The following is a 13,348-nucleotide window of genomic DNA, read 5'->3' as shown; positions in this document are numbered from 1 at the left end:
GTAAGCCCGTCGCACTGAAACAACCCCAAAGTCGCAAGGGTCTTAGGCTGCGGCGGAAAAACGGCCCGGGCGCCTCTGCGATGCTGGCAGGACGCCTCTTTTCTTAGAAATTCGCCGGTGTGGCTGCGCTGATTAGTCGCGCAGGCGCATCGAACGGATTCCGGAAACGGTGTGGCTTGGTACTTTCAAAGTAGTAGCTATCACCGGCTTCGAGTACAAAAGTTTCGAGACCGACCACCAATTCCAGTTTTCCTTCGACCAGGATGCCGGTCTCCTCACCCTCATGGGTGAGCATCTCGTCACCGGTGTCGGCGCCTGGCGGATAGATTTCATTGAGGAACGCGATAGCCCGGCTCGGGTGCGCCCGGCCGACCAGTTTCATGGTCACGGCGCCATCGGAAATATCGATCAGCTCGTTGGCCTTGTAGACGATCTGGGTCGGCTTTTCCTGCAGGATTTCTTCGGAAAAAAACTCGACCATGGACATGGGAATCCCGCCCAACACCTTGCGCAACGAACTGATCGAAGGGCTCACGCTGTTCTTTTCGATCATCGAAATGGTGCTGTTGGTGACGCCCGCCCTTTTGGCGAGCTCACGCTGGGAAAGGCCTTTGAGCCTACGGATGGATTGCAGTCGTTCACCGACGTCCAAAGCTTGCGCCTCCAGGATTCAAGATTATTGGAATAGTGGACGTTATCATGGCGACAGCGTTCAGTATTTACAACACCTTGACCTGAATCCTGCTCAGCGAGGCGACTTCCGGTCTGGAGCCTTGCGCACTAAGCCCCGGAATAGAGCAGTGGCACCCGGCGCAGGTTGCAGAAAATCTGGTAAGGAATCGTCCCGGCAGCCATGGCTACATCGCTGGCAAGGATGTTTTTGCCCCACAACTCGACGGTCGAACCGAGACCGGCCTGCGGCACGTCGGTCAGGTCGATGCAGAGCATGTCCATCGACACCCGGCCGATCAACTGGCTGCGTTGCCCGGCAACCAGCACGGGGGTGCCGGTCGGTGCCAGACGCGGGTAGCCGTCGGCGTAACCCATGGCCACCACACCAATGCGCATTGGTTTAGGGGTGATAAATCTGGCGCCGTAACCGACTGGCTCGCCAGCTGGCAGTTCGCGGACACTGATGACTTTCGACTCCAGGGTCATGACCGGTTGCAGCCGCGATGCCACTTCGTTGGCCTCTTCGAACGGCGTGGCGCCATAGAGCATGATGCCGGGACGTACCCAATCGCTCGGAATCTGCGGCCAACCGAGCACCGCCGGCGAGTTGCGCAAGCTGACCTCGGCGGTCAAGCCCTTGCGCGCCGCTTCAAATACCGCCACCTGATCGACACTGGCTTGTTCGTGCAGTTCATCGGCACGCGCAAAGTGGCTCATCAGCACTACTTTCGCGACCTTGCCGCTAGCCAGCAGCCGTTGATAGGCCGCCTGATAATCCGCCGGATGCAGCCCCACGCGGTGCATGCCCGAATCGAGCTTCAGCCACACGGTGATGGGCTTGCTCAACGCCGCTTTCTCGATGGCTTCGAGTTGCCACAGCGAATGCACCACGCACCAGAAATCATGCTCGACGATCAGCGCCAGCTCATCGGCTTCGAAAAAACCTTCCAGCAGCAAGACCGGTGCACGAATGCCCGCCGCTCGCAGTTCCAGCGCCTCTTCGATACAGGCCACGGCAAACCCGTCCACCTCGGCTTCCAGCGCCTGGGCGCAACGCACCGCGCCATGGCCATAGGCATCAGCCTTGATCACCGCGAGGGCTTTGGCCCCCGTGAGCTCACGGGCGATTCGGTAGTTGTTGCGCAGGGCTTGAAGGTCGATCAGGGCACGGGCAGGACGCATGGCGGCAGACTTCTGGTCGGGTTATCGGGAAGAAAAACCGGCGCTGGCTGACAGCGTGAACCACCAACAGCACCGGGAGAGGGATCTTTTCTTACAGGCTTATGGCAGAGCGGCTACAACCGACAGCTCGACCAGGATTTCCGGTTCGCACAATTTCGCTTCAACGGTGGCACGGGCCGGGGCGACGCCTTTTGGCAGCCAGTTGTCCCACACCGCGTTCATGCCTTCGAAATGCGCATCGATGTCTTTCAGGTAAATCGTCACAGACAGCAGGTTGTGCTTGTCGGTGCCGGCCAGATCGAGCAAACGCTCGATGTTGGCGAGGGTTTCACGGGTCTGCTGTTCAATCCCGGCGTTCATGTCGTCGCCTACCTGTCCGGCCAGGTAAACCGTGCCATTATGGGTGACGATCTGACTCATGCGCTCATTGGTGAGCTGGCGCTGGACTGACATGCTTTGCAGACTCCTGGGTTTTGTTGCCGTAACGGGAAATATCGAGGCCTTCGGCGCTGATCTGCGGCTTTTTCTTCGCCATCAGGTCAGCCAGCAAACGGCCCGAGCCACAAGCCATGGTCCAGCCGAGCGTGCCGTGACCGGTGTTCAGGAACAGGTTCTTGAACGGCGTGGCGCCAACAATCGGCGTGCCGTCCGGGGTGGTCGGACGTAGACCGGTCCAGAAGCTGGCCTGGGCCAGATCACCGCCCTGAGGATAAAGATCGTTGACGATCATCTCCAGGGTTTCCCGGCGACGCGGGTTCAGCGACAGGTCAAAACCGGCGATTTCAGCCATGCCGCCGACGCGGATGCGGTTGTCGAAACGGGTGATCGCGACCTTGTAGGTCTCGTCGAGAATGGTCGAGGTCGGGGCCATCGCCGAGTTAGTGATCGGCACGGTCAAGGAGTAGCCCTTGAGCGGGTACACTGGCGCCTTGATCCCCAGCGGCTTGAGCAGTTGCGGCGAGTAGCTGCCCAGGGCCAGCACGTAGCGGTCGGCGGTTTCCAGCTTGCCGTCGATCCATACGCCATTGATGCGGTCACCGGCGAAGTCGAGGCGCTGAATGTCCTGGCCGAAACGGAATTGCACACCGAGGTTCGCGGCCATTTCTGCGAGCTTGGTGGTGAACATCTGGCAGTCGCCAGTCTGGTCGTTCGGCAGGCGCAGGGCACCGGCGAGGATGTCAGTCACGCTGGCCAGCGCCGGCTCAACGCGAGCGATGCCTTCACGGTCGAGCAGTTCGAACGGCACGCCGGACTCTTTCAGCACGGCGATGTCTTTCGCGGCGCCGTCCAGTTGAGCCTGGGTGCGGAACAGTTGGGTGGTGCCGAGGCTTCGGCCTTCGTAGGCGATGCCGGTTTCTGCACGCAGTTCATCGAGGCAGTCACGGCTGTACTCGGACAGACGGACCATGCGCTCCTTGTTCACCGCGTAACGGCTGGCGGTGCAGTTGCGCAGCATCTGTGCCATCCACAGGTACTGGTCGATGTCGGCAGTGGCCTTGATTGCCAGGGGCGCGTGGCGCTGCAACAGCCACTTGATGGCCTTGAGTGGCACACCCGGTGCGGCCCACGGCGAGGCATAACCCGGCGAGACCTGCCCGGCGTTGGCGAAACTGGTCTCCATGGCAGCAGCCGGCTGCCGGTCGACGACCACCACTTCAAACCCGGCACGGGCCAGATAATAAGCACTGGTGGTACCGATGACGCCGCTGCCCAAGACCATGACGCGCATTTTCATATCCCTCATCGCGGCTAACCGCTGACGTTTGTTGTTCAGAGCTTTAGATGCGCGCAGTGTAAAAAAGATTTGCCAGTGCATTTCACTATATAAGCGCCTATATTTGGCGACAATTCTCGGCAAAAACCCTTTTCACGGAGGCGCATCCCCTATGCGTACCAACACTCAGACCAAACGTGAGCTGGACAAGATCGACCGCAACATCCTGCGGATCCTGCAAGCGGACGGGCGGATTTCCTTTACCGAGCTGGGGGAGAAGGTGGGGCTCTCGACCACGCCCTGTACTGAGCGGGTCCGGCGTCTGGAGCGCGAGGGGATCATCATGGGCTACAACGCCAGGCTCAATCCGCAACACCTGAAGGGTAGTCTGCTGGTGTTCGTCGAGATCAGCCTGGATTACAAATCCGGCGATACGTTCGAAGAGTTCCGACGTGCGGTGCTGAAATTGCCCCATGTACTGGAGTGTCATCTGGTGTCAGGGGATTTCGACTACCTGGTGAAGGCGCGGATTTCCGAGATGGCCTCGTACCGCAAATTGCTGGGCGACATCCTGCTCAAGCTACCCCATGTGCGGGAATCCAAGAGCTATATCGTGATGGAAGAGGTGAAGGAGAGTTTGACTCTGCCGATTCCGGATTGAGGAACAAAAGATCAAAAGATCAAAAGATCGCAGCCTTCGGCAGCTCCTACATAGGAGCGCGTGGCCCGCTGTGATCCTTTAAACCAGTACCTGCCGGGTGCTGGCCATGTACTCGAACACATGTTTCTCCACCCGCGGATGAATCAACTCCGCCGGCCCGCGCCCATTGGGGCATGGCAAGGTCTTGGTGGTGCCGAACAACCGGCAGATCAGCGGCCGTTCGTCATACACCGTACAGCCGTTGGGCCCCAGATGCACACAGTTGAGCTCTTCCATGGCGGCATCCTGTTCGGCGCGCGTCTTGCGCGGCAGGCGCGACATTTCTTCCGGCGAGGTGGTCACCGGCCCGCAGCAGTCATGGCAGCCGGGCACGCACTCGAATGAGGGAATCTGTTGGCGCAATGTGCGGATTGTCTGGCTGTTGCAGCTCATTGCAGCGGTGACCCAAAGCGGAATAGAGCGCGATTCTGACGCAAAAGCCGCGATCCAGACAGCACCACCCGACCAATGTTGCCCGTCCGGGAAGGTCCGGCTTATTCTCCGTCAAATTTACTAAACGCAAGAATCAGGAACACGCACATGACCCACCGTGCTCAACAGCCTGCTCTGAACCACACCGCGTCCTATTACGCCGCCACCAGCCTGCCGCAGCCCGAACTTCCGGTGCTCAAAGGCGAAGTGCTGGCCGATGTCTGCGTGGTGGGCGGCGGGTTTTCGGGGTTGAACACGGCGCTTGAGCTGGCCGAACGCGGCCTCAGCGTGGTGTTGCTTGAGGCCCACAGAATGGGTTGGGGCGCCAGTGGACGCAATGGCGGGCAGCTGATTCGCGGCGTCGGCCACGGCCTTGATCAGTTCACCAACGTCATCGGTGCCGAAGGCGTACGGCAAATGAAACTCATGGGCCTGGAAGCCGTGGAAATCGTCCGGCAACGGGTCGAGCGCTTCCAGATCCCCTGCGACCTGACCTGGGGTTACTGCGACCTCGCCAACAAGCCCCGCGACCTTGAAGGGTTCGCCGAGGATGCCGAAGAACTGCGTAGCCTCGGATATCGCTACGAGACCCGTTTGCTGCAAGCCAATGAGATGCACACCGTGGTCGGCTCCACACGGTACGTCGGCGGCCTGATCGATATGGGCTCGGGGCACCTTCACCCACTGAACCTGGTCCTGGGTGAAGCGGCGGCGGCGCAACGACTGGGGGTCCGACTGTTCGAGCGGTCGGCCGTGACCCGCATCGACTATGGCCCCGAGGTCAAGGTCCATACCGCCGAGGGCTCGGTGCGCGCCAAGACCCTGGTGCTGGGCTGCAACGCCTACCTCAACGACCTCAACCCGGAACTCAGCGGTAAAGTCCTGCCCGCCGGCAGCTACATCATCGCTACCGAACCACTGGGCGAAGAACAGGCCCGCGCCCTGCTGCCTCAGAACATGGCGGTCTGCGACCAACGGGTGGCGCTGGACTACTACCGGCTCTCGGCGGACCGACGCCTGCTGTTTGGCGGCGCATGCCATTACTCCGGCCGCGACCCGAAAGACATTGCGGCGTACATGCGTCCGAAAATGCTCGAGGTTTTCCCGCAACTGAGCGCGGTGAAGATCGACTACCAATGGGGCGGCATGATCGGCATCGGCGCCAACCGCCTGCCGCAGATCGGGCGACTCAAGGATCAGCCGAATGTGTACTACGCCCAAGCCTATTCCGGTCATGGCGTGAATGCCACGCACCTGGCCGGCAAGCTGCTGGCCGAAGCCATCAGCGGCCAGCACAGCGGCGACTTCGATCTGTTCGCCCGGGTGCCGCACATCACCTTCCCTGGCGGCAAGCATTTGCGCTCGCCGTTGCTGGCGTTGGGGATGTTGTGGCATCGGCTTAAAGAGCTGGTCTAATCAAAACCTGGAGCTGCCGCAGGCTGCGATCTTTTGACTTTGCCTTTTTAAAGAACAAGATCAAAAGATCGCAGCCTGCGGCAGCTCCTACAGGGGACGGTTACTGTCTCCAGAAGGGTTTTAGCCCCTCCTCCCGCGCCTGCTCCCGTGTCAGTCCGATATCCTTGAGCTGGTCGGGGGTCAGCGACAGCAACGCCTTGCGCGTGTGCAGCCGGCGCCAGAACTGATCCCAACGACTCTGGCCGGACGACGCATTGTGCATGCCCGCCTCCCGCGCGCCGTTGTTCTGCCCTGTCGCCAGTTCCTGACTGTGTAATGTCAGCCGCACATCGCTCAAACCGTTCATCTTGGATGCTCCTGTTTACTTGGGTAGCCAGAGGTTCCATGATGCGTGGGCGCACAAAAGCATTACAGATTCAAAGCAACTGTATTAACTCCATACAGTTTTGCCGATTCCGCCACTGAATCCCGATTTTTCGTCTGATCTGTACTGGTTGAGCGAACCACCCCTATCGAGGCTGCACCATGACCCTTTACGTCAACCTGGCCGAACTGCTCGGCACGCGTATCGAACAGGGCTTTTATCGCCCCGGTGACCGGCTGCCCTCGGTACGGGCGCTGAGCGTCGAGCATGGCGTCAGCCTGAGCACGGTGCAGCAGGCCTATCGGGTGCTGGAAGACAGCGGGCTGGCCACGCCGCGTCCCAAGTCCGGGTACTTCGTCCCGGCCAGCCGCGAACTGCCGGATTTGCCGGCAGTCGGCCGCCCGGCCCAACGGCCGGTGGACATCTCCCAATGGGATCAGGTGCTGGAGTTGATTCGCGCCGTGCCGCGCAAAGACGTGGTGCAACTGGGCCGCGGTATGCCGGACATCACCAGTCCAACCATGAAGCCACTGTTGCGCGACCTGGCACGGATCAGCCGGCGGCAGGACATGCCCGGCCTGTATTACGACAACATCCACGGCAACCTCGAACTGCGCGAACAGATCGCCCGCCTGATGCTCGATTCCGGCTGCCAATTGGGCGCCAGCGACCTGGTAGTGACCACTGGTTGCCACGAAGCGCTGTCCACCAGCATTCGCGCGATCTGCGAACCGGGAGACATTGTGGCGGTGGACTCGCCGAGCTTTCACGGTGCGATGCAGACCCTCAAGGGCCTGGGCATGAAGGCACTGGAAATCCCCACCGATCCGTTGACCGGCATCAGCCTCGAAGCGCTGGAGCTGGCCCTGGAGCAGTGGCCGATCAAGGTCATACAGCTGACGCCCAACTGCAACAACCCGCTGGGCTACATCATGCCAGAGTCACGCAAACGCTCGTTGTTGACGCTTGCGCAGCGGTTTGACGTGGCGATCATCGAGGACGATGTGTATGGCGAACTGGCCTACACCTATCCGCGCCCGCGCACGATCAAGTCCTTCGACGAGGACGGTCGCGTCCTGTTGTGCAGTTCGTTTTCCAAGACCCTGGCCCCGGGCCTGCGCATCGGCTGGGTCGCACCCGGCCGCTATCTGGAACGGGTGCTGCACATGAAATACATCAGCACCGGCTCTACCGCGCCGCAACCGCAGATCGCCATCGCCGAATTTCTCAAGGGCGGCCATTTCGAACCGCATTTGCGGCGGATGCGCACACAATACCAGCGCAATCGCGACATGATGATTGATTGGGTAACCCGCTACTTCCCGGCCGGCACCCGCGCCAGTCGCCCACAAGGCAGCTTCATGCTGTGGGTTGAACTGCCGGAAGGCTTCGACACCCTGAAACTGAATCGCGCCTTACACGACCAGGGCGTACAGATTGCCGTGGGCAGTATTTTTTCCGCCTCCGGCAAATACCGCAATTGCCTGCGCATGAACTACGCTGCCAAGCCAACACCGCAGATCGAAGACGCGGTGCGCAAGGTCGGTGCGACAGCGATCAAACTGCTGGCGGAAACCGATCAGCTCAGCGACTGACTTTTATTGGTGAATCAGCGTCCATATGCCTGACTATGCCGCCAAACGGAACGACCCTACGTGAGAGTCAGACAGCCCCTGCTTGCTCTTGTGCTACTCGCCGCGTTCCTGGGTGGTTGCGCCAGCCTCGACGTACAACGTGTACCGAGCCAGGCGCTGCCGGCTTCAGACTCCGCCTTCGGCCGCTCGGTCCAGGCGCAGGCCGCGCCTTACAAGGGCCAGTCGGGCTTTCGCCTGCTATCGGACAGCACCGAAGCTTTCACCGCCCGCGCCGAACTGATCCGCAATGCCCAAAGCAGCCTCGACTTGCAGTACTACATCGTGCACGACGGCATCAGCACGCGCATGTTGATCGAGGAATTGCTCAAGGCTGCCGACCGGGGCGTGCGGGTGCGGGTACTGCTTGATGACACGACCAGCGACGGCCTGGACCGCGTCATTGCCACCCTCGCCGCGCACCCGCAAATCCAGATCCGCGTGTTCAATCCGCTGAACCTGGGCCGCAGTACGGGGGTGACACGTACCGTAGGCCGACTGCTCAACCTGTCGCAACAGCATCGACGCATGCATAACAAGTTGTGGCTGGCGGACAGCAGCATGGCCATCGTCGGCGGGCGAAATCTGGGGGATGAGTATTACGACGCCGAGCCCAACATGAATTTCACTGACATCGACTTGCTCGGTGTCGGCCCGGTTGCCGAGCAACTCGGGCACAGTTTCGACCAATACTGGAACAGCGCCCTGAGCAAGCCGATCGACGAATTCCTGTCGAGCAAACCCACCCTGCGCGACCTGGAAAACACCCGCACCCGACTGGAAGAGTCCCTGGCGGAAACGCGCAAACAGAATCATGCGCTCTACAAACACTTGATGACCTTCGCCACCCATCCGCGCCTGGAGATCTGGCGCCGCGAACTGATCTGGGCCTGGAACCAGGCATTGTGGGATGCGCCGAGCAAGGTACTGGCCAAGGGCGAGCCCGATCCGCAGTTGCTGCTGACCACGCAATTGGCGCCTGAACTCGATGGCGTCCGCAAAGAGCTGATCATGATTTCGGCTTATTTCGTGCCTGGCCAACCGGGGCTGGTGTACCTGACCGGGCGCGCCGATGCCGGCGTTTCGGTACGTTTGCTGACCAATTCTCTGGAAGCCACGGACGTTCCCGCGGTTCATGGCGGTTACGCGCCCTATCGCAGGGCATTGCTGGAACACGGCGTGAAGCTGTACGAATTGCGTCGTCAACCCGGCGAGGGAGGCGGCAGCGGTAGCGGGCCGCACCTGTTTTCCAGCAGCTCTTATCGCGGCTCTGATTCCAGCCTGCACAGCAAGGCGATGATCTTCGACCAGCAAAAATCCTTTATCGGCTCGTTCAATTTCGATCCGCGCTCAGTGCTGTGGAACACCGAGGTCGGCGTGCTGGTGGACAGTCCGGAATTGGCTGCACGGGTCCGCGAACTGGCGCTGCAGGGCATGGCGCCAGCCCTGAGCTATCAAGTGGAGCTGGAGAACGGTCAGATTGTCTGGAGTACGGAAGACGACGGAAAAATGCACACCCTGACCAAGGAGCCAGGGAGCTGGTGGCGTCGTTTCAATGCCTGGCTGAGCGACACGGTTGGGCTGGAGCGGATGTTGTAGCTGCTGCCTGGCGGAACTCTTGTGGCGAGGGGGCTTGGCACTGCTTCGCAGCGCAACGGGGGCAAGCCCCATCGCCACAGATTTTGTAATATCGGCTAAGCCGGTTGCACCGCACCAAACGCCCCCTGCCGCGACACCACGATCAACACGCCCAAGGCCCCGACCGCCATCAGCAACGGCAACGCATGGCCACTGATCCACTGGCTGCCGGCGCCCGCCAGCAACGGCCCGACCAGACAACCGATGCCCCACAGCTGGGCGATGTGCGCGTTGGCCCGCACCAGCGCATCGTCGCGATAACGCTCGCCGATCAGGATCAGCGACAAGGTGAACAAGCCACCGGCACTGGCGCCAAACAGGACCCACAGCGGCCAGATCAGCAGCGTATCGATAAACATCGGAATCGCCAGGCTAGACACCAGCAAGACGACGGCGCAGCCGGTAAACAACGCCCGGCGCGACAAGCGATCGGCCAACGCACCAATCGGCAATTGCAGCACCGCATCGCCGACCACCACCGTACTGACCATCGCCAGGGCAATCTCCGTGGTGAAGCCCTGGCGCAGGCAATAAACCGGCAACAGGGTCAGAATCATCGCCTCGAACGCGGCGAACAGCGACACCGCCCAGGCAATCGCCGGCAGGCCACGACAGAAAGCGAGCAAATCACTCAAGGTCACGCTGCTGGCTTCGCTACTCGGTGCACCACTGCGGCCCAGCAACAGGAACGGAGCCGCCATCAGCAAACCGACACCCACCCAAAAGCCATAATCGTGTTCGGTACCGAGAAAGCCCAGCAACACCGGACCTGCCAGCTGACTCAGCGCATAGCTGCTGCCATACAGCGCCACCAGCCGCCCGCGCCACTCCTCGACCACCAATTGATTGATCCAGCTTTCACCGATGATGAATACGAGGGTCAGGATCACCCCGATCATCAACCGCAGCACCAACCAGACCGGATAACTCGGCAGCAACGCCAGCAATCCGATCGAAACCGCCCCGGCCCACAGGCACAGGCGCATCAGATTGGCGGTACCGAATCGCGCCGCCAGATGGCTGGAGATTTTCGCGCCCAACAGGACGCCGATGGCCGGCATCGCAGCCATCACGCCAATGGCAAACGAGCCGTAGCCCCAGCTCTCCAGGCGAAACGACACCAGTGGCATGCTGACGCCCAGGGCCAGGCCGACACTCAGGACAGATGCCAATACGGCGAAATAAGTCGCCCAACGCATGTTCCACGCTCCTGTGGATTGATTTTTTCTGCAGGACACACAAAACAAATGTGGGAGCGGGCTTGCTCGCGAAGAGGCCATCACATCCAACATCAATGTTGGCTGATACACCGCCTTCGCGAGCAAGCCCGCTCCCACAAGGGATCTGCGTCGTTCGGGAGGCCTGCTATCCGGCAGGCCTCCCTCACGAGCTTACAGCTTGATCCAGGTCGCCTTCAGCTCGGTGTACTTGTCGAACGCGTGCAGGGACTTGTCGCGACCGTTGCCGGACTGCTTGAAGCCACCGAACGGAGCGGTCATGTCGCCGCCATCGTACTGGTTGACCCACACGCTACCAGCACGCAGTGCGCGGGCGGTGAGGTGAGCCTTGGAAATGTCGGCAGTCCAGACCGCAGCGGCCAGGCCGTACGGCGTGTCGTTGGCGATCGCGATGGCCTCTTCGGCGCTGTCGAATGCGATAACCGACAGTACCGGGCCGAAGATTTCTTCCTGGGCGATTTTCATCGCATTGCTCACACCGTCGAAAATCGTCGGCTCAACGTAAGTGCCGCCAGTTTCCTGGAGGGTACGTTTGCCACCGGCCACCAGCTTGGCGCCGTCGGCATGGCCGGACTCGATGTAGGACAACACGGTGTTCATCTGCTGGGTATCGACCAGCGCGCCAACATTGGTCTCTGGATCCAGCGGGTTACCCGGCTTCCAGGTTTTCAGCGCCTCGATCACCAGCGGCAGGAATTTATCCTTGATCGAACGCTCCACCAGCAGACGCGAACCGGCGGTGCAGACTTCGCCCTGGTTGAAGGCGATGGCGCCAGCAGCGGCTTCGGCAGCTTCCTGCAGGTTCGGCGCATCGGCGAATACGATGTTCGGGCTCTTGCCGCCGGCTTCGAGCCAGACGCGCTTCATGTTCGACTCGCCGGAGTAGATCAGCAACTGCTTGGCGATTTTGGTAGAGCCAGTGAATACCAGGGTGTCGACATCATTGTGCAGGGCCAGAGCCTTGCCGACGGTGTGGCCGTAACCTGGCAGCACGTTCAGCACGCCTTTCGGAATGCCGGCTTCGACGGCCAGGGCAGCGATGCGGATGGCAGTCAGTGGCGATTTTTCCGACGGCTTGAGGATCACCGAGTTACCGGTGGACAGCGCCGGACCCAGTTTCCAGCACGCCATCATCAGCGGGAAGTTCCACGGCACGATGGCCCCGACCACGCCGACCGGCTCACGGGTCACCAGACCCAACTGATCGTGCGGGGTGGCGGCGACTTCGTCGTAGATCTTGTCGATGGCTTCGCCGCTCCAGCTCAGGGCTTGCGCCGCGCCAGGGACGTCGATGTACAGGGAGTCGCTGATCGGCTTGCCCATGTCCAGGGTTTCAAGCAGCGCCAGCTCTTCGGCGTGCTGTTTGAGCAGGCCGGCGAAACGGATCATGGTGGCTTTGCGCTTGGTCGGCGCCAGGCGCGACCAGACACCGGAATTGAACGTGGCGCGGGCGTTTTCCACGGCGCGCTGGGCATCGGCGGCGTCACAGCTGGCAATCCTGCCCAGCAGACGGCCATCGACCGGGCTGATGCATTCGAAGGTCTCGGCGGAAACGGCGTCGGTGTATTCGCCATTGATATAGGCGCGGCCTTCGATTTTCAGATCGCGGGCACGTTGTTCCCAGTCGGCACGGGTCAGGGTGGTCATGCGAGTGTCCTCCTCTTATTGATACGACACCCGCGTTCTTCGCGGGCGCTGTCAGGAATTCTGCCCGGCCAGCCTGCTTTTCGGCCCAAGGCATCCACCACCCTAAACCAGCCGCACATGAAGTTTCAATATATTTGACATAACGCCGGCAAACGGCCTTGCGATGTTCATTTTAATAAACATAGACTTTGGACTCATCAACCAACCGCGCCGCAATCACGGGGAGATAACAACAATGAACATCCACAACGTCGTCGACTTCAGCCAGGCCACCACCGCCGCCGAGCGCTACCGCCCGGATCCGGCCAAAGTGCTCAAGGGCGACCCGGAACAAGCGGTGTACAACCACTACAATAGCCCTTGCGGTCAGTTGAATGCTGGCGTGTGGGAAGGTGAAGTCGGACAGTGGACGGTGAATTTCACCGAGCACGAGTACTGCGAGATCCAACAGGGAGTTTCGGTGCTGCGTGACAGCGACGGCAATGCCAAGACCCTGCGCGCAGGCGATCGCTTTGTGATCCCGGCAGGTTTTCGCGGCACCTGGGAAGTGCTGGAGCCGTGCCGCAAGATCTACGTAGCGTTTGAACAGAAGGCTTGAGCCCACCTCGAAACAGTCGCTGACATTCTGCCGCTGGCCCCGGCCAGCGGCACCGGGTAAGACTTGCTGACAGGTGCCCCGTATTTCATTGTCGGGCCGGTAACGCACAGGACGTG

At 60.9% G+C, this 13,348-nt stretch carries 13 protein-coding genes; 5 read left to right on the top strand and 8 right to left on the bottom strand.

Going from position 1 to position 13,348, the window contains the following annotated elements; genetic code table 11:
- Positions 1–103 precede the first annotated feature (103 nt).
- From KW846_RS01250 to dadA, 4 genes are all read right to left on the bottom strand, one after another.
- Positions 104–652 (bottom strand): cupin domain-containing protein, encoded by a 549-nt coding sequence (locus KW846_RS01250; protein WP_007975150.1) that lies wholly within the window; start codon positions 650–652, stop codon positions 104–106.
- Positions 653–780: 128 nt separating this feature from the next.
- Positions 781–1,854 carry an alanine racemase gene (gene alr, locus KW846_RS01245; RefSeq protein ID WP_218481076.1) on the bottom strand — a complete coding sequence of 358 codons (1,074 nt, stop codon included), beginning with the start codon at positions 1,852–1,854 and terminating at the stop codon, positions 781–783.
- A 99-nt stretch (positions 1,855–1,953) separates the two neighbouring features.
- Positions 1,954–2,307, bottom strand: coding sequence for a RidA family protein (locus tag KW846_RS01240; protein ID WP_007975152.1), 354 nt, complete (start codon positions 2,305–2,307; stop codon positions 1,954–1,956).
- Positions 2,279–3,583 (bottom strand): D-amino acid dehydrogenase, encoded by a 1,305-nt coding sequence (gene dadA, locus KW846_RS01235; protein WP_007975154.1) that lies wholly within the window; start codon positions 3,581–3,583, stop codon positions 2,279–2,281. The genes KW846_RS01240 and dadA overlap by 29 nt, the downstream gene beginning before the upstream one ends.
- A gap of 157 nt (positions 3,584–3,740) precedes the next feature.
- Here dadA and KW846_RS01230 point away from each other — a divergent pair, with 157 nt between their 5' ends.
- On the top strand, positions 3,741–4,229 hold the full coding sequence (locus KW846_RS01230) for an Lrp/AsnC ligand binding domain-containing protein (RefSeq protein ID WP_007975155.1): 489 nt from the start codon (positions 3,741–3,743) through the stop codon (positions 4,227–4,229).
- 78 nt (positions 4,230–4,307) lie between these two features.
- Here the strand turns inward: KW846_RS01230 and KW846_RS01225 are convergent, their stop codons facing one another.
- On the bottom strand, positions 4,308–4,661 hold the full coding sequence (locus KW846_RS01225) for a YkgJ family cysteine cluster protein (protein ID WP_218481075.1): 354 nt from the start codon (positions 4,659–4,661) through the stop codon (positions 4,308–4,310).
- Positions 4,662–4,808: 147 nt separating this feature from the next.
- On the opposite strand from KW846_RS01225, the gene KW846_RS01220 reads away from it, so the two are divergent.
- A complete protein-coding gene (locus KW846_RS01220) occupies positions 4,809–6,116 on the top strand; it encodes an FAD-binding oxidoreductase (RefSeq protein ID WP_218481074.1) in 1,308 nt (435 codons plus the stop codon).
- A 100-nt stretch (positions 6,117–6,216) separates the two neighbouring features.
- On the opposite strand, the gene KW846_RS01215 is transcribed toward KW846_RS01220, so the two are convergent.
- Positions 6,217–6,462: a DUF1127 domain-containing protein gene (locus KW846_RS01215; protein WP_116579745.1), complete on the bottom strand. Its 246-nt coding sequence runs from the start codon at positions 6,460–6,462 to the stop codon at positions 6,217–6,219.
- A 179-nt stretch (positions 6,463–6,641) separates the two neighbouring features.
- Between KW846_RS01215 and KW846_RS01210 the strand changes: the two genes are divergently transcribed.
- Together KW846_RS01210 and KW846_RS01205 are read left to right on the top strand one after the other, a co-directional pair.
- Entirely contained in the window at positions 6,642–8,075 is a 1,434-nt protein-coding gene (locus KW846_RS01210) for a PLP-dependent aminotransferase family protein (protein WP_218481073.1), read from the top strand.
- Between the two features lie 60 nt (positions 8,076–8,135).
- Entirely contained in the window at positions 8,136–9,710 is a 1,575-nt protein-coding gene (locus KW846_RS01205) for a phospholipase D family protein (RefSeq protein ID WP_218473104.1), read from the top strand.
- A 95-nt stretch (positions 9,711–9,805) separates the two neighbouring features.
- Here the strand turns inward: KW846_RS01205 and KW846_RS01200 are convergent, their stop codons facing one another.
- Together KW846_RS01200 and KW846_RS01195 are read right to left on the bottom strand one after the other, a co-directional pair.
- Positions 9,806–10,948, bottom strand: a complete 1,143-nt coding sequence (locus tag KW846_RS01200) for an MFS transporter (protein ID WP_218481072.1) — start codon at positions 10,946–10,948, stop codon at positions 9,806–9,808.
- A 192-nt stretch (positions 10,949–11,140) separates the two neighbouring features.
- Positions 11,141–12,634, bottom strand: coding sequence for an aldehyde dehydrogenase (locus tag KW846_RS01195; RefSeq protein WP_007975163.1), 1,494 nt, complete (start codon positions 12,632–12,634; stop codon positions 11,141–11,143).
- 235 nt (positions 12,635–12,869) lie between these two features.
- Here KW846_RS01195 and KW846_RS01190 point away from each other — a divergent pair, with 235 nt between their 5' ends.
- A complete protein-coding gene (locus KW846_RS01190; protein ID WP_218481071.1) occupies positions 12,870–13,232 on the top strand; it encodes a cupin domain-containing protein in 363 nt (120 codons plus the stop codon).
- Positions 13,233–13,348 lie beyond the last annotated feature (116 nt).

The sequence above is a fragment of the Pseudomonas sp. PDM32 genome, assembly GCF_019219225.1.
GTDB lineage: Bacteria > Pseudomonadota > Gammaproteobacteria > Pseudomonadales > Pseudomonadaceae > Aquipseudomonas > Aquipseudomonas laurylsulfatiphila.
The sequence above is the reverse complement of the archived record's forward strand: the minus strand, read 5'-3'. Positions and strand labels throughout refer to the sequence as shown.

Excerpts from the sequence above, each read along its gene's own strand:
- KW846_RS01220 (WP_218481074.1), top strand. The coding sequence starts at position 4,809 with ATGACCCACCGTGCTCAACAGCCTGCTCTGAACCACACCGCGTCCTAT.
- KW846_RS01195 (WP_007975163.1), bottom strand. The coding sequence starts at position 12,634 with ATGACCACCCTGACCCGTGCCGACTGGGAACAACGTGCCCGCGATCTG.
- KW846_RS01210 (WP_218481073.1), top strand. The coding sequence starts at position 6,642 with ATGACCCTTTACGTCAACCTGGCCGAACTGCTCGGCACGCGTATCGAA.
- KW846_RS01215 (WP_116579745.1), bottom strand. The coding sequence starts at position 6,462 with ATGAACGGTTTGAGCGATGTGCGGCTGACATTACACAGTCAGGAACTG.
- KW846_RS01200 (WP_218481072.1), bottom strand. The coding sequence starts at position 10,948 with ATGCGTTGGGCGACTTATTTCGCCGTATTGGCATCTGTCCTGAGTGTC.
- KW846_RS01190 (WP_218481071.1), top strand. The coding sequence starts at position 12,870 with ATGAACATCCACAACGTCGTCGACTTCAGCCAGGCCACCACCGCCGCC.
- KW846_RS01230 (WP_007975155.1), top strand. The coding sequence starts at position 3,741 with ATGCGTACCAACACTCAGACCAAACGTGAGCTGGACAAGATCGACCGC.
- KW846_RS01240 (WP_007975152.1), bottom strand. The coding sequence starts at position 2,307 with ATGTCAGTCCAGCGCCAGCTCACCAATGAGCGCATGAGTCAGATCGTC.
- KW846_RS01225 (WP_218481075.1), bottom strand. The coding sequence starts at position 4,661 with ATGAGCTGCAACAGCCAGACAATCCGCACATTGCGCCAACAGATTCCC.
- dadA (WP_007975154.1), bottom strand. The coding sequence starts at position 3,583 with ATGCGCGTCATGGTCTTGGGCAGCGGCGTCATCGGTACCACCAGTGCT.
- alr (WP_218481076.1), bottom strand. The coding sequence starts at position 1,854 with ATGCGTCCTGCCCGTGCCCTGATCGACCTTCAAGCCCTGCGCAACAAC.